The organism is Microbispora bryophytorum (genome assembly GCF_006874465.1).
In the GTDB taxonomy this organism is placed as follows: domain Bacteria; phylum Actinomycetota; class Actinomycetes; order Streptosporangiales; family Streptosporangiaceae; genus Microbispora; species Microbispora bryophytorum.
Map to the genome: position 1 here is coordinate 85,552 of NZ_VIRL01000024.1, position 19,182 is coordinate 104,733.

19 protein-coding genes are annotated in these 19,182 nt (G+C 72.7%); 10 read left to right on the top strand and 9 right to left on the bottom strand.

Features of this window, described 5'->3' with window-relative positions:
* Positions 1-145 precede the first annotated feature (145 nt).
* Positions 146-697 carry a hypothetical protein gene (locus FLX07_RS37230; protein WP_208762481.1) on the top strand — a complete coding sequence of 184 codons (552 nt, stop codon included), beginning with the start codon at positions 146-148 and terminating at the stop codon, positions 695-697.
* Positions 690-1,316, top strand: coding sequence for a ferritin-like domain-containing protein (locus FLX07_RS31405; RefSeq protein ID WP_208762482.1), 627 nt, complete (start codon positions 690-692; stop codon positions 1,314-1,316). Before FLX07_RS37230 ends, FLX07_RS31405 begins: the two co-directional genes overlap by 8 nt.
* 17 nt (positions 1,317-1,333) lie before the next feature.
* On the opposite strand, the gene FLX07_RS31410 is transcribed toward FLX07_RS31405, so the two are convergent.
* Complete coding sequence (locus FLX07_RS31410; RefSeq protein WP_189105087.1) at positions 1,334-3,076, bottom strand: proline--tRNA ligase; 1,743 nt, start codon at positions 3,074-3,076, stop codon at positions 1,334-1,336.
* Positions 3,077-3,264: 188 nt separating this feature from the next.
* Positions 3,265-3,795 (bottom strand): hypothetical protein, encoded by a 531-nt coding sequence (locus FLX07_RS37235; RefSeq protein WP_189105086.1) that lies wholly within the window; start codon positions 3,793-3,795, stop codon positions 3,265-3,267.
* A gap of 224 nt (positions 3,796-4,019) precedes the next feature.
* Here FLX07_RS37235 and FLX07_RS31420 point away from each other — a divergent pair, with 224 nt between their 5' ends.
* Positions 4,020-5,342, top strand: a complete 1,323-nt coding sequence (locus FLX07_RS31420; protein WP_142575320.1) for an FAD-dependent oxidoreductase — start codon at positions 4,020-4,022, stop codon at positions 5,340-5,342.
* A 12-nt stretch (positions 5,343-5,354) separates the two neighbouring features.
* Here the strand turns inward: FLX07_RS31420 and FLX07_RS31425 are convergent, their stop codons facing one another.
* Entirely contained in the window at positions 5,355-5,999 is a 645-nt protein-coding gene (locus FLX07_RS31425) for an NYN domain-containing protein (protein WP_167748462.1), read from the bottom strand.
* Positions 6,000-6,197: 198 nt separating this feature from the next.
* Here FLX07_RS31425 and FLX07_RS31430 point away from each other — a divergent pair, with 198 nt between their 5' ends.
* Positions 6,198-7,379 carry a DUF6986 family protein gene (locus FLX07_RS31430; RefSeq protein ID WP_142575322.1) on the top strand — a complete coding sequence of 394 codons (1,182 nt, stop codon included), beginning with the start codon at positions 6,198-6,200 and terminating at the stop codon, positions 7,377-7,379.
* Between the two features lie 108 nt (positions 7,380-7,487).
* Positions 7,488-9,077, top strand: coding sequence for an FAD-dependent oxidoreductase (locus tag FLX07_RS31435; RefSeq protein WP_142575323.1), 1,590 nt, complete (start codon positions 7,488-7,490; stop codon positions 9,075-9,077).
* 22 nt (positions 9,078-9,099) lie between these two features.
* On the opposite strand, the gene FLX07_RS31440 is transcribed toward FLX07_RS31435, so the two are convergent.
* The 3 genes from FLX07_RS31440 to FLX07_RS31450 all read right to left on the bottom strand — a co-directional run bounded on the left by FLX07_RS31440 (position 9,100) and on the right by FLX07_RS31450 (position 11,462).
* The gene (locus FLX07_RS31440) at positions 9,100-9,780 is read right to left on the bottom strand and encodes a copper homeostasis protein CutC (RefSeq protein ID WP_142575324.1); all 681 of its coding nucleotides are present in this window, start codon (positions 9,778-9,780) and stop codon (positions 9,100-9,102) included.
* A gap of 51 nt (positions 9,781-9,831) precedes the next feature.
* A complete protein-coding gene (locus FLX07_RS31445) occupies positions 9,832-10,494 on the bottom strand; it encodes a GNAT family N-acetyltransferase (RefSeq protein ID WP_142575325.1) in 663 nt (220 codons plus the stop codon).
* 215 nt (positions 10,495-10,709) lie between these two features.
* Entirely contained in the window at positions 10,710-11,462 is a 753-nt protein-coding gene (locus FLX07_RS31450; RefSeq protein WP_142558329.1) for a GntR family transcriptional regulator, read from the bottom strand.
* A 534-nt stretch (positions 11,463-11,996) separates the two neighbouring features.
* Here FLX07_RS31450 and FLX07_RS31455 point away from each other — a divergent pair.
* The 3 genes from FLX07_RS31455 to FLX07_RS31465 all read left to right on the top strand — a co-directional run bounded on the left by FLX07_RS31455 (position 11,997) and on the right by FLX07_RS31465 (position 13,882).
* A complete protein-coding gene (locus FLX07_RS31455) occupies positions 11,997-12,530 on the top strand; it encodes a flavin reductase family protein (RefSeq protein WP_142575326.1) in 534 nt (177 codons plus the stop codon).
* 89 nt (positions 12,531-12,619) lie between these two features.
* Positions 12,620-13,381, top strand: a complete 762-nt coding sequence (locus FLX07_RS31460) for an SDR family oxidoreductase (RefSeq protein ID WP_142575327.1) — start codon at positions 12,620-12,622, stop codon at positions 13,379-13,381.
* Positions 13,382-13,390: 9 nt separating this feature from the next.
* On the top strand, positions 13,391-13,882 hold the full coding sequence (locus FLX07_RS31465; protein WP_142575328.1) for a TIGR00725 family protein: 492 nt from the start codon (positions 13,391-13,393) through the stop codon (positions 13,880-13,882).
* Between the two features lie 5 nt (positions 13,883-13,887).
* On the opposite strand, the gene FLX07_RS31470 is transcribed toward FLX07_RS31465, so the two are convergent.
* The 3 genes from FLX07_RS31470 to FLX07_RS31480 form a co-directional block, all read right to left on the bottom strand.
* Positions 13,888-14,724, bottom strand: a complete 837-nt coding sequence (locus tag FLX07_RS31470; protein ID WP_142575329.1) for an ATP-grasp domain-containing protein — start codon at positions 14,722-14,724, stop codon at positions 13,888-13,890.
* A 46-nt stretch (positions 14,725-14,770) separates the two neighbouring features.
* The gene (locus tag FLX07_RS31475; protein ID WP_142575330.1) at positions 14,771-16,255 is read right to left on the bottom strand and encodes a glycoside hydrolase family 3 protein; all 1,485 of its coding nucleotides are present in this window, start codon (positions 16,253-16,255) and stop codon (positions 14,771-14,773) included.
* 96 nt (positions 16,256-16,351) lie between these two features.
* Positions 16,352-17,728, bottom strand: coding sequence for an alkaline phosphatase D family protein (locus tag FLX07_RS31480; protein WP_142575331.1), 1,377 nt, complete (start codon positions 17,726-17,728; stop codon positions 16,352-16,354).
* A gap of 86 nt (positions 17,729-17,814) precedes the next feature.
* Between FLX07_RS31480 and FLX07_RS31485 the strand changes: the two genes are divergently transcribed.
* Positions 17,815-18,495: a TetR/AcrR family transcriptional regulator gene (locus tag FLX07_RS31485; protein ID WP_142575332.1), complete on the top strand. Its 681-nt coding sequence runs from the start codon at positions 17,815-17,817 to the stop codon at positions 18,493-18,495.
* The gene (locus FLX07_RS31490) at positions 18,492-19,175 is read left to right on the top strand and encodes a DNA alkylation repair protein (RefSeq protein WP_142575333.1); all 684 of its coding nucleotides are present in this window, start codon (positions 18,492-18,494) and stop codon (positions 19,173-19,175) included. Before FLX07_RS31485 ends, FLX07_RS31490 begins: the two co-directional genes overlap by 4 nt.
* The last annotated feature ends 7 nt before the right edge of the window (positions 19,176-19,182 follow it).

Here is a 19,182-nt window from a genome sequence, read left to right on the forward strand (position 1 = left end):
CCGTATGCCTAGCCCGATGTGCCAACAGCCTATCGACACCGGGAGGTGGAAACAGCGCCACACCCGAGCGGCGATCCGACACGTGCCCGATCATCACGGTCACGGGGCGATGATCAGTGGGCGGCGCGCCGTACGATGCTGTGTCGTGAGACACAGCGGCGGGGCACAGGTGACGAGACGCGCGTTGCTGGGCTCCGCCGCCGCGGCCGGTCTGGCCGCGGCGGGCTGCTCCTCCGCCCCGACCAAACCCGCCGCGCCGGCCTCTCCGGATCCGCAGACCGTGCTGCTCACCTCGCTGATCGCGGGCAAGGAGCACCTGGTGTCGCTCTACGAGCGCGCGGCCGCCGCCCTGCCCGGCCGGGCCGCGGCGCTGGAACCGTTCCGCCAGCGTCACGCGGCCCATCTGCAGGCCCTGCGCGCGCTGCTGCCCGCGGGGAGCGGCACGGGAACGTTCCCCGCGAGCCCCGCGCCGCCGAATGCCCCCGCTTCCGCGTCCCCCTCCGCGCCTCCCTCGGTGTCCCCCTCGGAGAGCCCGTCCGCGGTCTCCGTCGGGGAGCTCAGGGACGCCGAGCGGCGCGCGGCGTCGGCGCGACCGGCGCAGATGGCCACGGCCTCCCCGGCGCTGTCCCAGCTCCTCGCGAGCATCGGCGCGTGCGAGGCCGTCCACGTCGTCGCCCTGGGGAGGGTGCGTGGCTGAGACCCCGACCGAACCCGCCCGATCACCGCTCCGATCATCGGCCGCACCGCCGTCCGGGGCGCCGACCGGCGGCGCACTCGAACGAGCCCTGTCCGCCGAGCACGCCGCCGTGTACGCGTACGGGGTGATCGGCGGGAAGACGAGCGGCGCGCTGCTCAAGCGCGCCACCGCGGGGTTCGACGCCCACCGGGCACACCGCGACCAGCTCCGCACGCTCATCACGCGGCGGGGCGGCACGCCCGCCGAGCCCGGCCCCACCTATCTCCTGCCCTTCGAGGTGCGCGGACCGGCCGACGCGGTGCGCCTGGCCCTGCTGGTGGAGCAGCGGGTGACCACCGCCTACCTGGAACTCGCCGCCGACCGCGACCCGGCCCTGCGGCGGATCGCCGCGCTGGCCGCGCAGGAGTGCGCGACCCGGGCGTACGGCTGGCAGCCGAAGCTCGGCCCCTTCCCGGGCATGGACCGGGAAGAGGCCGGCGTCGACGTCACCGTCCCCACCGCGGGGTCCGAGTCCCCGCCGGCGGACTCCTCCGGAACGGCGGACCCCGGAACGGCGGACCCCGCCGGCACACCCGGCCAGGAGGCCCAGCCGGAGTCGTCCGCGCCGGACGGCCAGTAGGCCCCGGTGCCCGGTGATCAGGCCCGGCAGGCGGCCAGCACCCGCTCGACGGCCTCGTCCAGCGGGATCTCCTCCTTGGTCCCGGTGACCCGGTCGCGCAGCTCGACCACGCCGTTGGCCAGGCCCCGGCCGACGATCAGCACGGTGGGCAGGCCGAGCAGCTCGGAGTCCTTGAACTTGACGCCGGGCGACACACCGGGGCGGTCGTCCACGAGCACCCGCAGCCCCCGCGCCTCAAGGGTCTCCGCGAGCGTGCTCGCGACCTCGATCTGGTTCTCCTTGCCGGTGCCGACGATGTGCACGTCGGCGGGCGCGACCTCCCTGGGCCACACCAGGCCCAGCTCGTCGTGGCGCTGCTCGGCGACCACGGCCACCGCCCGGGACACGCCGACGCCGTACGAGCCCATGGTGATGCGGATGGGCTTGCCGTCGGGCCCTAGCGCGTCGAGCTGGGCGGCGTCGGCGTACTTGCGGCCGAGCTGGAAGATGTGGCCGATCTCGATGCCCCGGTCGATCGACAGCGGGTGCGCGCAGCGCGGGCAGGAGTCGCCCGCCCGCACCTCGGCGGCCTCGATCGTGCCGTCGGGCTGGAAGTCGCGGCCCGCGACCACGTGCGCGGCGTGCTTGCCCGGCTCGTTGGCGCCCGTCACCCAGGCCGAGCCGTCCACCACGCGCGGGTCGACCAGGTAGGTGATCCCCAGGTCCCTGAGCACCTGCGGACCGATGTAGCCGCGCACCAGGCCGGGGTGGCGGGCGAAGTCCTCGGCCTCGAAGATCTCCGGCACTCCGGGTGAGAGCGCCGCCTCCAGGCGCTTGAAGTCGACCTCGCGGTCGCCGGGCACGCCGATGATCACGGTCTTGATCTCGTCGGAGCCCGGCGTGCGGACCTTGACGACGAGGTTCTTCAGCGTGTCGGCGGCGGTGACGCCGAGGCCGTGGTGCTCGTTGACGTACGAGACGAGCGACTCGATCGTCGGGGTGTCGGGCGTGTCGAGCACCTTCAGGGGCGGCTGCGTGGCGGTGACGGCGGGCGGCGCGGGCGTGACGACGGCCTCGGCGTTGGCCGCGTAGCCGCAGTTGTGGCAGGCCACGAAGGTGTCCTCACCGGTCGAGCAGGGGGCGAGGAACTCCTCGGAGGCCGACCCGCCCATCGCTCCCGACATCGCGAAGCAGATCCGGTAGTCGATGCCGAGACGCTCGAAGATGCGGATGTACGCCTCGCGGTGCATCTCGTAGGACCGCTTCAGGCCGTCGTCGTCGAGGTCGAAGGAGTAGGAGTCCTTCATGACGAACTCGCGGCCCCGCAGGATGCCCGCCCGGGGCCGGGCCTCGTCGCGGTACTTGGTCTGGATCTGGTACAGCGTGACGGGATAGTCCTTGTAGGAGGAGTACTCCCCCTTCACCATGTCGGTGAACATCTCCTCGTGGGTCGGCCCGAGGAGGTAGTCGGCGCCCTTGCGGTCCTTCAGCCGGAACAGCGTGTCGCCGTACTCGGTCCAGCGGCCCGTGGGCTCGTAGAAGTCGCGGGGCAGCAGCGCGGGGAACAGCACCTCCTGCGCGCCCATCCGGTCCATCTCCTCGCGCACGACCCGCGCGACGTTCTCCAGCACGATCTTGCCGAGCGGCAGCCAGGAGTAGATGCCGGGCGCGACGCGGCGGATGTAGCCGGCGCGGACGAGCAGCTTGTGGCTCGGCACTTCCGCGTCCGCCGGATCCTCACGCAGGGTGCGCAGGAACAGGGTCGACATACGCAGCAGCACGGCTACTCCTCGGTCATGAGAGGTCTCGCCCGCGGTGCCTCCTCGGGGAGCGCGATGCGGATCTCCTCGCGGATCCTCGGAGACGACCGGAAAGACGAGACGAAGACGATGTGCTCCCAAGGCTATCGACTCCGGGGGCCCCACCGCCTCACGTAAACGACGGGCGAGCCGATATCGGCCCGCCGGCGTCAGCCGCCGAGCAGTTCCTCCCAGTGCTGCCGGGACCGCCCGCCCGCGCCGATCGGGCCTGCCGGGCCGTCCAGTGCCGCCGACAGCCGCCACAGGCCGCGACTGGTCCGCAACCGTTCCATCCCGAACGGGTCGATCGCCCGCAGCACGAAGGTGACGCCCATCACGTTCAGCATCGCCGTCGACGGGGTCGCCGGGCCCGCGGGCGCCGCGCGCACGGCGTCCGGCCCCGGCTCGCCGATCAATTCCAGGAGCAGCGCCGCCACCTCGGCGGCGTACGGGCCATCGCGCCACTCGATGTGCCAGGAGCGGTCGGTGCCCCGCCACCATGTGAGGTCGCGGCACGCTTCCAGCGTCTCCGCCTCGCCGGACAGGGCCGCCATGACCCGCCCCAGCGCCTCGTACCTGAGCCCGTCCGGCCCCGAGCCGTGCGGCGGCGGAGCGTCGCCGTCGTCGTGACCGTTCTGCGGGCCGTACGCCGTGGCCGGTGAGGCCCCGGGCTCGTCCCGCCCCCCGCGCAGTCCCCTCATGTCAGGGAGGGTGCCACCGCCCGGCCTTCTCGTCCGCGGGTTTCCCCGTCTTTTAGCCCCACTGCCCACGGGCTTCACTTTGATCGCGGCCGGCTGCTCCCCGCAACCCCGCGTACCATCACAAGACGGATGACAATCCGGTGCACGGCACGGCGTTCCACTGGCAGTGGGACCGGCGGTGATAAAGAATCATCGATAGGGAGCGTCCGCCGCTGCTGGAGGCCATGGTGACACTGCGCGTTGCGATCGTCGGGTCGGGCCCGGCCGGCATCTACACGGCCGAGGCGCTGGTCAAACAGTCGCACGACCCCGTCGAGGTGGACGTCCTCGAACGCCTGCCGACTCCGTACGGGCTCGTCCGGTACGGCGTGGCCCCCGACCACACGTCGATCAAGTCGATCGCCGGCTACCTGCGAAGGGTGCTGGAGACTCCGGGAGTGCGCTTCCTCGGCGGCGTCGAACTGGGCGCGGACTTCTCGGTGGACGACCTGCTGTCCTGCTATGACGCCGTCGTCTACTGCACGGGGGCGATGGTCGACAGGCACCTCGGCGTCCCGGGCGAGGACCTGCCGGGCAGCGTCGCGGCGACCGACTTCGTCAACTGGTACTGCGGCCATCCCGACGTCCCGCCGGACGCCTTCTCCCTCGACGCGGAGGAGGTCGTCGTCATCGGCGTCGGCAACGTCGCCGTGGACGTGGTGCGGATCATGGCCAAGACGGCCGACGAGCTGCGCGGCACCGACGTGCCCGAGGAGGTGCTCTGCCGGCTGGCCGCCTCCAAGGTGAAGCGGATCCACATGGTCGGCAGGCGCGGCCCCGAGCACGCGAAGTTCACCCTGAAGGAGCTGCGCGAGCTCGGCGAGCTGCTGAACGCCGACGTCCTCACCTTCCCCGACGAGGTCGCGGTCGCCGACCTGGCCCCGCTGTCGCGCCAGGTCAGGGGCAATGTGGACGTGCTGCGGTCGTGGTCGGAGCGCAAGCCGGCCGACCGGCCCCGCCGTCTTGAGGTGCGCTTCTGGCTGCGCCCCGTGGAGATCCTCGGCGTCTCCCGGGTCGAGGGCGTGCGGCTGGAGCGGACCCGGCTGGAGAACGGGCGGGTCGTCGGGACCGGTGACTTCGAGACGATCCCCGCGGACATGGTGATGCGCTCGGTGGGCTACCAGAGCGTGGCGCTGCCCGGGGTGCCGTTCGACCCGGGGTCGATGACGGTGCCGAACGTCGCGGGCAAGGCGTCGGACCGGCAGTACGTCGCGGGCTGGCTCAAGCGGGGCCCGACGGGCGTGATCGGGACCAACAAGTCCGACGCCGCCGAGACCGCGCGCACGCTGCTCGCCGAAGCGGTGCCGGGAACCGCGACCGCCCGGCTGGACGACCTGCTCGCCGCGCGCGGGCTGAGCCCGGTGACGTACGAGGACTGGCTCGCGATCGAGGCCGCGGAGGCCTCGCTGGCCGGCAGTCTGAGAAGGGGCGAGCGAGTGAAGCTGGTGGGCCGGGACGCGATGCTGGGCGCCTGCGGCCGGCTCGCCCGGCCGGGAGGCGCGTCCTGACGGATCTCCCGGTCAGGACCAGTGGGCCGGCCGGTGGTAGAGCGCGTCGTCGCGGCCGGGCACGAGGTCGGGCAGCTGCGACTGCCGGATGAGCGCGTCGCCGAGGGGAAACCAGGCGTCGCTCGCGAGACGCAGGCCGTCCGAGCGCCTGCCGGGCGGGAAGACGGTGACGACCCGGGTCTTGCCGCCGCGCCGGGCGTCCATCTGGCGCACCGCCTCGACGGCGGCGCACAGGTCGGAGTCCGCCGACAGCAGCAGCACCATGTCGACCAGGTCGAGCGCGACGTCGCGGACCATCGCGGCGGCCAGGGCGACGTCGGACTGCTTCTCCTCGTAGGTCCGCCAGGAGACGCCGCAGGCCCGGCACGAGGCCCGCTGCTCCTGGAAACGCCCGAGCACCACATCGACGCCCAGGGCCTCCAGGGCCGCCTGATAGGTCTGCTGGCGGGCGAGGGCACGGGCGTCGCCCCGGACGGGAGCGGTGAAGTAGCGGACGGCGGCCAGCGTCTGCCCGGTCCTCAGCAGCCGCAGGGACAGCGCCCGCAGATCGAGCCAGAGATGGCGCCGCCCCCGCAGCGAGCGCAGCCCGTAGTAGAGATTGAACCCGTCGACGTAGACCCCGACACGCACGACTTGGGGAACGCGGTTGTCGCGCACCGCCATCATCTCCTAACATGGAGTCACCGCGCCCGCGGCTACGTCCCCGGGCTCTACGGCCCCCGACAGGGGGCCGTTTCTTTTTCGCTCACCTGTTCGATCGGTTGTTCGAGGAAAAGAATAGCCAACGCTCCGTCCTCATGCAGCGACGTTGCGTGATTGCCCTCGCCGTGGCGGGACTCTGCGAGGATCGCCCCCATGGAGACGACGCTGACCGGCGTGCCTGACGGACTATTGGACGACTTCGCCGCCGCCCATCGCGAGCAGCTCGCCCGCTTTCCCGTGCGGGAACCCGCGTGGCAGCCGGTGCACACCGTCTACGTGCCCGCGGACCGGGTGACCGCGGACATCGTCCAGCAGTGGCGGCAGGCCGCGACCGACCTCCTCCACCGGCTCCTGTTCACCCCCACCGAGCTGGCCGCATTGTTCGAGCTCGGCCCCGAGCTGGCCCAGCCCGTGCACGACCGCGTACGCAGGAAACTGCACGCCGAGCCGATCGAGGACCTGCGGATCGACTTCGAGGACGGCTACGGCCCGCGCTCCCCCGAAGAGGAGGACCGGCACGCCGAGTCGGCGGCGGCGGCCGTGGCCGCGATGCACGAGGCGGGCACGCTGCCCCGCAGGTGGGGCCTGCGGGTGAAGTCGTTCGCCGACGGCGACCCCCTGCGCTCGGTCCGCACGCTCGACGGGTTCCTGTCCGGGGTCGTGCGGCGGACCGGCCGGCTCCCGGACGGGTTCACGGTGACCTTCCCCAAGGTCCTGATGGAGGACTACCTGCGGCAGTTCGCCGGCTGCCTGGAGGCGCTGGAGCGCGCGCTGCTCCTGCCCCCGGGCACGCTGCGCTTCGAGATGCAGGTGGAGGCCCCGCAGACCGTGCTCATGCTCCAGCGGTCGGCCGGCCTGGTGCCCTCGCTGGGCGGGCGGCTGGCGGCCGCCCACTTCGGGGTGTTCGACTACACGGCCGCGCTCGGGCTGCCGCCGGACGAGCAGCGGCTCGACCACCCGGCCTGCGACCACGCGCGGCACGTCATGCAGACGGCACTGTCGGGGACGGGGGTGGAGCTGTCGGACGGCTCACTGGCCGCGACCCCGGCCTCGGCCGCGGCGGCCGACGTGCACGCCCTGCTGCGACGGCACTCGGCGCTGGTGTCGCACTCGCTGGCGCACGGCTTCTACCAGGGCTGGGACATGCACCCCTCGCACCTCGTCAGCCGCTTCACGACCGTGTACGCCTTCCACCTCGCCTGCTACGAGAAGTACGCCGACCGGGTGCGCGCCTGGCAGGAACGGCGCGAGGCCGCGGGGGGCGTGCTGGACGAGCCGGCGACGATCAGGACATTGGTCGCCGCACTGGCCCGGGCCGACCGCGCCCTCTGCTGAGGTTTGCCATATCGGCAAGGTTGCTTGCCACTCCCGCCGTCCGTGCCGCACTGTTCCGACAGCAGGCGTCCGAAGCAGGCGTCTGAGACTCCGACGCGGGAGGCACGGGTGGACGAGAACAAGACATACGACGTGGTCGTGGTGGGCGGTGGCGCCGCGGGGCTCAGCGGCGCCCTGGCGCTGGCGCGGGCCCGCCGATCGGTGCTGGTGGTGGACGCCGGGCAGCCGCGCAACGCGCCGGCCGCGCACATGCACAACTACCTCGGCCGGGACGGCACGCCGCCCGCCGAGTTGCGGGCGGCCGGGCGCGAGGAAGTGATCGGGTACGGCGGCGAGGTCGTCGCCGGGCGGGCCGAATCCGCGACGCGGGAGGGCGGCGACTTCGTCGTGACGCTGGACGACGGCCGCGCCGTCCGGGCCCGCCGCCTGCTGGTGGCGACCGGGGCCGTGGACGAGTTGCCGGACGTGCCGGGCCTGGCCGAGCGGTGGGGCCGCGACGTTCTGCACTGCCCCTACTGCCACGGGTGGGAGGTCCGCGACCGGCGCATCGGCGTGCTGGCCACCGGGCCGCTCGCCGTCGAGCAGGCCCTGCTGTGGCGGCAGTGGAGCGAGGACGTGGTGTTCCTGGCCCACCACTGCCCCGCACCGTCCGAGGAGGACGCCGAACGGCTCGCCGCGCGCCGGATCCCCGTCGCCGACGGCCCGGTCACGGGGATCGAGGTGACCGGCGACGCGCTCACCGGGGTGCGGCTGGCCTCCGGCGAGGTCGTCGCACTCGACGCGCTCGTCGTCGGCGCGCCGCTCGCCGCCCGGTCCGGGGTGCTGGAGTCGCTCGGGCTCAAGCCGGTCGAGGTGGAGATCGGCGGTCACGTGGCGGGCACGCGCATCGCCGCGGACCCGACCGGAGCGACCGCCGTGCCCGGTGTCTGGGTGGCGGGGAACGTGACGGACGTACGCGCCGTGGTGATCGCGTCCGCCGCGGCGGGCCTGGCCGCCGGTGCGGCGATCAACATGGATCTCATCGCCGAGGAGACCCGGGCGGCCGTCGACGCCTACCGGACCCAGGTGCGCACGCTGTTGGAGGAGGCGGCCTGGGAGGAGCGCTACCGCTCCCGGCCGACGGTCTGGAGCGGCCGCCCGAACCCGCAGCTCGTCGCCGAGGCCGCGCAGCTGCCCCCGGGCCGGGCCCTCGACGTCGGCAGCGGCGAGGGCGCCGACGCCGTCTGGCTCGCCGCGAGGGGCTGGCGGGTGACGGGAGCCGACATCTCCGCCACGGCGCTGGAGCGGGCCGCCGCCCACGCCGCCGACGCGGGCGCGGACGTCGCGGCGCGCACCGAGTGGGTGCAGGCGGACCTGCGCGACCACACCCTTCCCGAGGGCGCCTACGACCTGGTGTCGGCGCAGTACATGCACCTGCCGGGCGAGGCCAGGCGGACGCTGTTCGCCTCGCTGGCCGCCGCGACGGCTCCCGGAGGCACGCTGCTGATCGTCGGGCACCACCCGTCGGACCTGCTGACCAAGGCCCGGCGGATGCACTTCCCGCAGATGATGTTCACCGCCGAGGAGGTCGCGGCGTCGCTCGATCCGGCCGAGTGGGAGGTCGTCGCGGCCGAGGCCCGGCCGCGCACCGCGGTGGACCCGGAGGGCGGCGAGATCACCATCCGCGACGCCGTCCTGGTCGCCCGCCGCCGTACCTGAACCGGCCGCCTGAGCCGGGCGGTCACAACCGGTCGACGATGCGGCGCCAGTGCCGGACGCGGTCGGGGTCGACCGGCTCGCGCCACGAGCCCCGTACGGCGCTGCCCACGTGGAAGGCGCGGACGCCGTAGTCGAGCAGGACCGGCACGTGCTCCTCGCGCAGGCCGCCGCCGGCGAGCACGAGCGAGGCGTCCCCCGCCTCGGCCCGCGCGCGTAACACGCCGAGGCCGCTGCCGACGCCCTCGGGCGAACCGGACGTGAGCACGGTCGCCAGGTTCGGCAGCAGCCGTACGGCGCGCCAGGCGGCCCGCACGTCGGCGGCGCGGTCCACGGCGCGGTGGAAGGTCCAGGGCAGCGGCGAGACCGCGTGGATCAGCGCCTCCGTCGCCTCCCTGTCGACCGACCCGTCCTCGGACAGGAAGCCGAAGACGAAGCCCGCCGCGCCGGCCTCGGCGAGCTCCTTGACGTGGCCGCGCAGCCGGTCGAGCTCCTCCCGGGTCGCGGTGAACCCGGCGTTGCAGCGGAGCATGGCCATCTGCGGCAGCCCGCACTCGCGCGCGATCGCGGCGACGAGGTCCGCCGAGGGGGTGAGCCCGTCCGCGCTCATGTCGGACACGATCTCCAGGCGGTCCGCTCCGCCCTCCTCGGCGGCCACGGCGTCACGCAGGTCGAGCGCGATCACTTCAAGGAGGGATCCCGTCATGATGTGAACAGTATCCGGTCCCTTTGCGGCGCCTCACGGCATCCGCCCTGTTCAGCACTCGATCAACTCGTTGTGTGCAGTGATGTCAAGAACTCTCCAGGCTTGCACCGCATGTCCCGAGCGCTGGGCCGGCACCGCCGGCGTGCGGCGATAGGACAGCGCGGCCGGGATCGCGGCGCTGGCGTCCCGCTCGAACAGCGCGCCGGAGGCGCGGTGCGGCAGGTCGACGGTGCGGACGTGCCGGAAGCCCGACTTCCGGTAGTACGACTGCAGGCGGGCGTTGTCCTTGGCGCAGTCCAGCCGCAGGTACGGCCGGTCGTGGGCGGCGGCCCGCAGGGCGGCCCAGTCGAGCAGCACCTCCCCCAGGCCCCGGCCCGAGTAGGTCCTGCTCACGGCGAGCTTGTGGACGTAGAGCGCGTCCCCAGGGCGGTCGGCGGCGGTCCAGAACTCCGGGTCGGCATGGCCGTCCACGGCGATCGTGGCGGCCGGCCCCCGCCCGGCCTCGTCGCCGGCGTCCAGGAGGTACATGACTCCCTCGCCGATCAGCGGTTCGATGCGCTCGGCGGGGAAGCCCGCGGCGGGCCACTGCCGTACGCCGAGACCGTTGAGCCACCCGGCGGTGCGCGCCAGCAGGGCGATGACCCCCTGCAGATCGGCCGGGGTGGCGCGACGCAGCGTGAGTTCCGTAACAAGATCCAGGGTGTTCGCGGGCATGCCTGATTCCTTTCGTGCCGACGGCGGCGATTTGATCACTGAGAGTGACGGCGGGATGCCGCAAGCGTCCGTCCGTAGACGGCGGGTCCCGCTAGGGCGCGCGGGCGCGGCGCGGCCCCCTGCCGGGGTCGGGTTGGGAATCACGGAAGCGGCCCTCCGGAGGAGGGCCCGTCGGCCGGGGGCGCCCGCTCAGGCCAGGGGGCGTCCGGGCCTCGTCAATGACGTTCCAGCTCGTATCGGATCAGATGCTTGTCGGCCGGCAGCACGGACACGGCGACGCGGACGGGCGTGTCGTCGGCGTCGTAGCCGACCCGGGTGTGGACGACGACCGGGGTGCCGGGCTCCAGCTGGAGCCGTGACGACTCGTCGGAGGTCGGCATGCGGGCCGACAGGTCGTCGATCACGCGGACCTGGAGATGGCCCAGCTCCTCCAGCACCCTGTTGGCCCCGCGCGTGATGTCGCCGGGCCGGGCGATCTCGGAGCCCCCCACGATCTCCAGGGGGAAGTACGAGTCCAGCGTGTTGTACGGCTGGCCGTCCACGAAGCGCAGCCGGCGGCGTACGACGGCCAGGGCGCCGTCGGCGAGGGCGAGACGGGTGGCCACGTCCTCGGGCGGCTCGACGATCGAGACCTCGATCCTCTGGTCCGCCGTACGGCCCTCGGAGCGGACCGCGTGGACGAACGTGTCGAACCGCCGCCCCTCGTGGTCGTACGGGAGGAACTCGTCCTGGGGGCGCATGAGGAGGGGACGGCGCTCCCGTACGAACGTTCCACGCCGACGCATCCGCAGGATGAGACCCTCGTTCTCCAGCTCGCCGAGGGCCAGCCGTACGGTGTTGCGGCTGACGCCGTGCGCCTCCATGAGGTCGGCCTCGGTCGGGATCTGGTCGCCCGGCGCGAGTTCGCCCGCGTAGATGGCCCTGCGTACCTCGGCGGCCACCTGCTGGTAGAGCGACGATCGTGCCATCTTTCCTCAATCCACCCTTTTGTTCCAACAAATCTAGAGGATCTCGGTCTACCGGGAAACAACCCCTTGACCAGAGCCCACCCAGCCGCGCATTATCCAAACGTTGGTACAAATCCATCCAATGGAGGTGGGCCCGTGCGGGCGGTCGGTGCGAGAACGCCGAAGTCGCCCTGGCGCGTGCCCAGACCTACCGGAGCCCAGACCTATCAGAGCGACGGGAACGACATGTCAGAGCTGTCGGTATCCACCGGCATGACCGCCTTGCGCGGATATGGCGTGGCGTGCCCGAACGCGCGGTACCACCGCACACCGGAGCGGCCGGACGACAACGGCCGATCCCCACGGACTCCGTGCGAATGAACGAGGCCTCGACCCCAACCCTCGCCGGGGTCGAGGTCTCGCGCCGGGGCGGAGCGCGTCCTGGCGGGTCCCCCACGCCCGCCAGGACGCGCCACCGTTAATCACCGCACAGGGAATGCATCGACTCCGGCCCTCCTTGACTCCATGGGAGGCGACCGAGGAGGCACGTGCGCGATGGGCATCCCTGTGTCCCGGAGGGTCGGCCATGACGGCGCCAGGAGGATTCCGGCCGTCAATCCCCAGCACTTCAGGAACGTCCTCGGCAGGTACGCCACCGGCGTCGTGGCCGTCACCGCGATCGACCCGGAGACCGGGGAGCCGCGCGGCCTGGCCGTCAACTCCTTCACCTCCGTGAGCCTCGATCCGCCGCTGGTGTCGTTCTGCGTCGCGCGGACCAGCACGAGCTGGCCGCGCCTGAAGGCCGCGACGACCCTGTGCGTCAACGTGCTCGCCGACCACCAGCGGCAGGTGTGCGATCGGCTCGCCGCGAAGGGCGGGGACAAGTTCGGCGGCCTGTCGTGGGCCCTGTCCCCCGGCGGCGCGCCCGTGCTGGACGGCGCGCTCGCCTGGATCGACTGCACGGTGGACCAGGAGCACCCGGCCGGCGACCACGTGATCGTCGTCGCCCGGGTCACGGGGCTCGACCGGCACGACGACGGCGGCCCGCTGGTGTTCTTCCGCGGAGCGTACGGGGGCTTCCATACCTGAGGACATGCCTGAGGACATGCCTGACGACGCTTGAGGACATGCCCGAGGACATGCCTGACGCGGAACCGACCGGTCGGTATGCTGCCCGCATGACTCTGTTCTCGGTGGAAGGCAAGACGGTCGTCGTCACGGGCGGGTCCCGGGGCATCGGGAAGATGATCGCGCGGGGGTTCCTCGACGCGGGCGCCACCGTCTACATCTCCTCACGGAAGAAGGACGAGCTGGAGGCCACGGCCGCCGAGCTGGGCTGCCACGCCGTACAGGCGGACCTGTCCACTCCCGACGGCGTCGAGGCGCTGGCGCAGGCGGTGTCGCAGCGGGAGAGCCGGCTCGACGTGCTCGTCAACAACGCGGGGGCGAGCTGGGGCGCGCCGCTGGAGGAGTATCCGGAGCACGCCTTCGACAAGCTCTGGAACATCAACGTCAAGGGCGTCTTCTTCCTCACCCGCCGCTTCCTGCCGCTGCTGCGCGCCGCCGCGTCGCCCGGCGACCCGGCCCGCGTGATCAACATCGGGTCGATCGACGGGCTTCGGGTGCCGTTCATGGAGAACTACGCGTATTCGGCGGCCAAGGCGGGCGTCCACATGCTGACCCGGCACCTCGCCCATCAGCTCGCCCGGGAGCAAATCACGGTCAACGCGATCGCGCCCGGGCCGTTCGAGTCGAAGATGATGGCCTTCGCGCTCGACGACCCCCAGATGCGCGGCGCGATCGAGGGCAACGTCCCGCTGGGCCGCATCGGCAGGCCCGACGACATGGCGGGCGCGGCCATCTTCCTGGCCTCACGGGCCGGATCGTACCTGACCGGCGCGGTGATCCCGGTGGACGGCGGGATCTCCACCCACGGGTAGGGGACGGGCATGTGGCAGGTTGCGGTGTGCGGGCCGGGCGAGTGCACCCCGCAGGAGGCCGAGGCGGCCCGCGACGTGGGCCGCCTGCTGGCGGGGCGCGGCGTGGTCGTGCTGTGCGGCGGGTACGGCGGGGTGATGGCCGCCGCGGCGGCGGGCGCGAGGGAGGCCGGAGGCGTCGTGGTCGGCGTCCTGTCCGGCCGGGACCGCGCCGGGGCGAGCTCCGACCTCACCGTGGCCCTCCCCACCGGCCTCGGCGAGGCCCGCAACGTGCTGATCGTGCGCGCCGCCGACGCGGTCGTCGTCGTGGGCGGGTCCTGGGGCACGCTCTCGGAGCTGGCGCTCGCCCGGCGGGGCGGCACGCCCGTGATCACCCTCGGGGGCTGGCGGATCCTCGACGCCGAGGGCCGTCCCGTGCCCGGTCCGGTGGCCGCCGCCGGCCCGGCCGAGGCCGTACGGCTGGCGCTCGCCGCCGCCGAGCGGGCCCGCCCGCTCAGGCCTTGAACACCTCAGGCCTTGAGCATCTCGGCGAGGGTCTCGGCGAACAGGTCGGGCGCGGCCAACTCCTCCCGCAGGAACAGGTAGGGCTCGGTGAGCTCCAGCTCGATCAGGACCGGCTCACCGTCCGGCATCCGCACCAGGTCCACCCGGGCGTACAGCAGGTTCTCCGGCACGGCGGCCAGGACCCGCTCGGCGAGGGCGAACTGGTCGTCGTCCGGGTCGCGCAGCGTGGCGCGGTTCTCCGCGGTCTCCGCCACCCCGGTGAGCATCGGGTGCCGCCGTACGGCGTGGCTGAACCGGCCGCCGAAATACAGCAGCGACAGCTCCCCCTCCTGCTCGACGGACGGGATGTACGGCTGCACCATGACCGTGCGGCCCGCGGCGAGCAGCGTCGCCGCGTGGCCCGCGGCGGCGCCCCGGTCGGCGGTGCGGACGGTGTCGCGGGCCCCCGCCGAGACGGCGGGCTTGACCACGAACTCGTCCCAGTCTGGCAGGTCCGTCCCGGGGTCGCCGCCCTGCGTGGGCCAGTGCGTGGGGACGGTGGGCACGCCGAGCGTGCGCAGGTAGGTCTTGTCGGTGTTCCACTCGATCACCGGCGCGGGATTGAACAGCCGCGTCACCGACTCCACCCGGTGGGCCCAGGCGACGAACTCGTCACGGCGGTCGATGTAGTCCCACGGAGACCGCACGACCGCCGCGTCGAACTCCGACCAGTCGACGCGGGGGTCGTGCCAGTTCACCGGCGAGCCCTCGATGCCGGCCCCGAGCCAGGCGGTGAGCGCGATCTCCCGCTCGTCGTCGTGCTCGGCGGCCGGATGGTCCGTGGTGACGTAGGCGACCCTCATGACGCTCCCTTCCGCATGTCAGCGGTGACCAATGCTATGGGCAGTGTCAGGCGAGGCCGGCCAGCACCTCCGCCGCGGCCTGGCCGCAGACTCGCGCGGCGCCGTGCGTGGCGATGTGCACCGCCCCCAGGTCCGTACGGCCCGGCAGCCCCATCTCGACCACGACGCCGTCCGGCCGGGCTGCCAGCAGGCGCTCCAGGAGGTCGGTCTGCCAGGGGTGCCGGTGAGCGTCGCGCACCACGATGACGAGCGGCCGGTCGGCGGCCTGGCCCAGCACCGCGCCGGCGACGCCGTTGTGGACGTCGCCCTGCCGCAGCCGGGCGACCGTGGTGCCGGGCAGCAGCTTGCCCAGCGGCTCCCCCGCGCCCCACGGCATGTTCCTGTCGATCGCGAGGTTGGTCTCCGGCGACAGCTCCACGACGTGCGGGGCGGCGGCCAGCGGCAGCACGCTGGCCCCGCGCCGGGTCACGCGCACGGCCCGGCGGGCGGCGACCATCCCGATCTCGTCCCGGCGGTCGTCCATGGGCGGGGCCTGCGCCTGCCAGGCGGTCAGGGCGCGCACCCGCGCGGCGGCGTCCGCGAGCCGCTCCTCCGGCAGCCTGCCCTCGGTGACCGCGTCGGCGACGGCGTCGCGGATGTGCTCGTGGGTCGCCTCGTCGGCGTTCTCCCCGCCCACGCAGACCGCGTCGGCCCCCGCCGCCACGGCCATCGCGCTCGCGCCGCCCAGGCCGTACCGGCCCGAGACGGCGGCCATCTCGATGCCGTCGGTGACGATCAGGCCGTCGAAGCCCAGCTCCTCCCGCAGCAGGCCGGTGAGGACGCGGGGGCTGAGCGTCGCCGGCAGGTCCTCGTCGTACGCCGTGACCAGCAGGTGACCGGTCATGATCGAGCGCACGCCCTCGTCGATGGCCACCCGGAAGGGCTCCAGCTCGACCTCGGCCAGGTCCTTTCGGGAGGCCGTGACGCGCGGGACGCCGTGGTGGGAGTCGACCGACGTGTCGCCGTGCCCCGGGAAGTGCTTGGCGCAGGCCGCCACGCCGGTGGACTGCAGGCCGCGGATCCAGGCGGCCGTGTGCCGCGCGACGAGCGGCGGATCGGCGCCGAACGACCGCAGACCGATGACCGGATTGTCCGGGTTGGAGTTGACGTCGGCGGCCGGGGCGAAGTCGATGTTCACCCCCGCCGCCCGCAGGTCCCGCCCGATGTCGCGGGCCACCCGCTCGGTCAGCTCCACGTCGTCCACGACGCCCAGGGCGTAGTTGCCCGGCCGCGAGCTGCCTGTACGGGCCTCAAGCCTGGTCACCTCCCCGGCCTCCTCGTCGATGCCGATGAGGATCTCGGGACTGTCCGCGCGCAGGGCCGAGGTGAGCGCGGCGAGCTGGGCCGGGGTGTCGACGTTCCGGGAGAACAGCACCACACCGGCGAGCCCGCCGGCGAGCCGCCGCCGCACCCAGTCGGGGACGGTGGTCCCGGTGAAGCCGGGCAACAGGACCGCGTCGGCCAGACGGAGCAGGTCAGGGCTTCGCTTCATGCTGCGCCCGCAGGGCATCGCTCAGACATGCCCGCAATCTAATAGGAAAGTTTCCTATTTGCCAGGGGACAGGCCTGGGTCGTCGCCCTTTCCTGATCACACGTCGGTGCGGTGGAGCCGGTTCTCCTTCACCTCGAAGCCGGCGATCGTCGTCAGCGGCGCGCCGGGACGGTCCACGAAGGCCACGGCCCGGTAGTCCGCGCGGAAGTTCTCCATGTCCGCGACGCAGGACACGTAGCCGTGGCGGCTGTCGAAGAACGCGATGTGCGGGTTCAGTTCGAGGATCGCGCTCGCGTCGGTGATGCCCGGCGCGCTCGTCACCGACGGCCCGACGAACTCGACCCCGAGGGCTCGGGAGGCCGGATCCGCCCAGTCGGCGCGCACGTCGCAGGCGTACGCGCTGTGCACGTCGCCGCTCAGCACGACCAGCCCGTCGGGGGCGGCGGCGAGCACGCGGGCGCGCGAGTCGGGATAGCCGTCCCAGGCGTCGGCGCTGACGGGTTCGAGCGGGAACCTCCGCTGGGAGAAGAACACCGCCTGCGCGAGCACCTTCCACCGGGCCGCCGATCCGTGCAGCCGGTCCTTCAGCCACTTCTCCTGCTCGGCGCCGAGCATGTCGCGCCCCTCGCGATACTGCCTCGTGTCGGCGAGCAGGAAGTCGGCCACCCGGCCCCACGGTCGCCAGCGGTAGTTCTGCAGGGCGGACCCCGACGGATGGACGCGCAGCGGCTGGTGCTCGTAGTACGCCTTGAACGCGGCGGCCCTGCGCTTGAGAAAGGCGGCGGGGCTGCCGCCGTCACCGGGCAGCGCGCCCGCCCAGTTGTCGCGGACCTCGTGGTCGTCGGGGATCGCGACCCACGGCGCGGCGGCGTGGGCGGCCTGCAGGTCCGGGTCCATCTTGTAGCGGGCGTAGCGGTCGCGGTAGGCGCCGAGCGTCGTGCACTCGGCCGTCGACTCGAGCGGGCGCACATAGCGGCCCGGCTTGGGGTTCTTCGGCTTGCCGTACTCGTAGATGTAGTCGCCGAGGTGGAGGACCAGGTCGGGCCGCTCGGCGGCGAGGTGGCGCAGCGCCGTGAAGTGGCCGTGCTCGTAGCGCTGGCAGGAGACGAAGCAGAACCGGATGGGGGCGGTCGAATCCGGGCCGGGCGCCGTCCTGGTGCGGCCCACCCGGCTGACGTGACCCTCGATGGAGAAGCGGTAGAAGTAGTCGGCCGCGGGTCGCAGCCCGGCCACCCGCACGTGCACACTGTGCGCCCAGTCCGGCTGCGCGGGCGCGGTGCCCGACTGGACCACCTTCGTGAACGCCTCGTCCTCGGCGAGCTCCCACCGTACGGTCATCGCCCGGTTGGGCATGCCGCCGGGCTGTGTCGGATGCAGCGGATCGGGGGCCAGACGGGTCCACAGGATCACGCCGTCGGATAACGGCTCTCCTGAAGCCACCCCCAAGGTGAACGGATAGCCCATTTTCGCCATGGGTTCGATCCTGCCTTACCGATCCCGCCCGTGCGGGGAGGTCGGGCGAGGCGGGAATGTGAACAAGCTCTTGCTCGACGGCCATAATGGGAGCCGTGAACCAGCGTAAGGACTCCGGCGGCACGGCCGCGCCGGTCAGGGCGAAGCGGGGGGCGGCCGGTTCGGCGTCCGAACGGCGCGACCACCTCGTCAAGCTCGCCGCCGAGTTGTTCGCGCGCAAGGGCTTCCAGGCCACCACCGTGCGGGAGATCGCGTTGGAGGCCGGGATCCTGTCCGGCAGCCTCTACCATCACTTCGACTCCAAGGAGTCGATCGTCGACGAGGTGCTGCGCACCTTCCTCGAGGATCTGATCAACCGCTACCGCTCGGTGCTGGGGACGCACGCCGACCCCCGTTCGGTGCTGGCGGAGATGGTGCGCATCGGCTTCGGCACGCTGGAGGACCACCGGGCGGCCATCACGGTCATGCAGAACGACTGGAACTACCTGCGCTCACTGCCCGGCGACCGGTTCGACTACCTGGTGCGGGCCGAGGACGAGGCCGAGCGCATGTGGCTGGAGCAGATCACGAGCGGCCAGGCCGCCGGCCAGTTCCGCCCCGACGTCGATCCCAAGCTCACCTATCGGATGATCCGCGACACGATCTGGGTGACCGTGCGCTGGTTCCGCCCCGGCGGCAGGCTCGACACCGACGCCCTGGCCGACCACTTCGTCAAGCTGCTGTTCGACGGCCTGGCGACCGGCGAGCGGGCGAGCCGGCCGTCATGACGCTACTCAAGGCCGTACGGCTCGCGCTGACCGAGCTGGCCGACCCCGCGCGCGCCGAGGGCATGCGGTCGTACATGAAGTCGGAGATGCCCTTCCTCGGGGTGACGGCCGTGCCGCGGCGGGCCGCGCTGCGCAGGGTCTTCGCCGAGCACCGGCTGGACAGCGCCCCAGAATGGCGCAGGGCGGTGCTGGCGCTGTGGCGCGAGGCGGAATACCGCGAGGAGCGCTACGCCGCCATCGAGCTGTCCGCGCACCGCTTCTACCGGTCCTGGCAGACGCTCTACACGATCCCGATGTACGAGGAGATGATCGTCACCGGGGCGTGGTGGGACCTGGTGGACGACATCGCCGTGCACCGGATCGGCACGCTGCTGCGGCTGTATCCGGAGAGCATGCGCCGCCTGGCGCTGGAGTGGGCGCACGACCCCGACCTGTGGAAGCGACGCACCGCCATCCTGTGCCAGAACTCCTTCAAGGACCGCACCGACGTCCACCTGCTCTACGCCTGCATCGAGCCGAGCCTGTCGGACACCGACTTCTTCGCCCGCAAGGCGATCGGCTGGGCGCTGCGGGAGTACGCGAAGACCAACCCGCAGGAGGTGCTCCGCTACGTGAAGCACCAGGGCATCAGCGGCCTGAGCCGCCGCGAGGCGCTGCGCAACATCCCCGGCGACGTGTAATCGGCGG

Excerpts from the sequence above, each read along its gene's own strand:
- FLX07_RS37235 (WP_189105086.1), bottom strand. The coding sequence starts at position 3,795 with ATGAGGGGACTGCGCGGGGGGCGGGACGAGCCCGGGGCCTCACCGGCC.
- FLX07_RS31420 (WP_142575320.1), top strand. The coding sequence starts at position 4,020 with ATGGTGACACTGCGCGTTGCGATCGTCGGGTCGGGCCCGGCCGGCATC.
- FLX07_RS31430 (WP_142575322.1), top strand. The coding sequence starts at position 6,198 with ATGGAGACGACGCTGACCGGCGTGCCTGACGGACTATTGGACGACTTC.
- FLX07_RS31440 (WP_142575324.1), bottom strand. The coding sequence starts at position 9,780 with ATGACGGGATCCCTCCTTGAAGTGATCGCGCTCGACCTGCGTGACGCC.
- FLX07_RS31445 (WP_142575325.1), bottom strand. The coding sequence starts at position 10,494 with ATGCCCGCGAACACCCTGGATCTTGTTACGGAACTCACGCTGCGTCGC.
- FLX07_RS31450 (WP_142558329.1), bottom strand. The coding sequence starts at position 11,462 with ATGGCACGATCGTCGCTCTACCAGCAGGTGGCCGCCGAGGTACGCAGG.
- FLX07_RS31455 (WP_142575326.1), top strand. The coding sequence starts at position 11,997 with ATGGGCATCCCTGTGTCCCGGAGGGTCGGCCATGACGGCGCCAGGAGG.
- FLX07_RS31460 (WP_142575327.1), top strand. The coding sequence starts at position 12,620 with ATGACTCTGTTCTCGGTGGAAGGCAAGACGGTCGTCGTCACGGGCGGG.
- FLX07_RS31465 (WP_142575328.1), top strand. The coding sequence starts at position 13,391 with ATGTGGCAGGTTGCGGTGTGCGGGCCGGGCGAGTGCACCCCGCAGGAG.
- FLX07_RS31470 (WP_142575329.1), bottom strand. The coding sequence starts at position 14,724 with ATGAGGGTCGCCTACGTCACCACGGACCATCCGGCCGCCGAGCACGAC.
- FLX07_RS31475 (WP_142575330.1), bottom strand. The coding sequence starts at position 16,255 with ATGAAGCGAAGCCCTGACCTGCTCCGTCTGGCCGACGCGGTCCTGTTG.
- FLX07_RS31480 (WP_142575331.1), bottom strand. The coding sequence starts at position 17,728 with ATGGCGAAAATGGGCTATCCGTTCACCTTGGGGGTGGCTTCAGGAGAG.
- FLX07_RS31485 (WP_142575332.1), top strand. The coding sequence starts at position 17,815 with ATGGGAGCCGTGAACCAGCGTAAGGACTCCGGCGGCACGGCCGCGCCG.
- FLX07_RS31490 (WP_142575333.1), top strand. The coding sequence starts at position 18,492 with ATGACGCTACTCAAGGCCGTACGGCTCGCGCTGACCGAGCTGGCCGAC.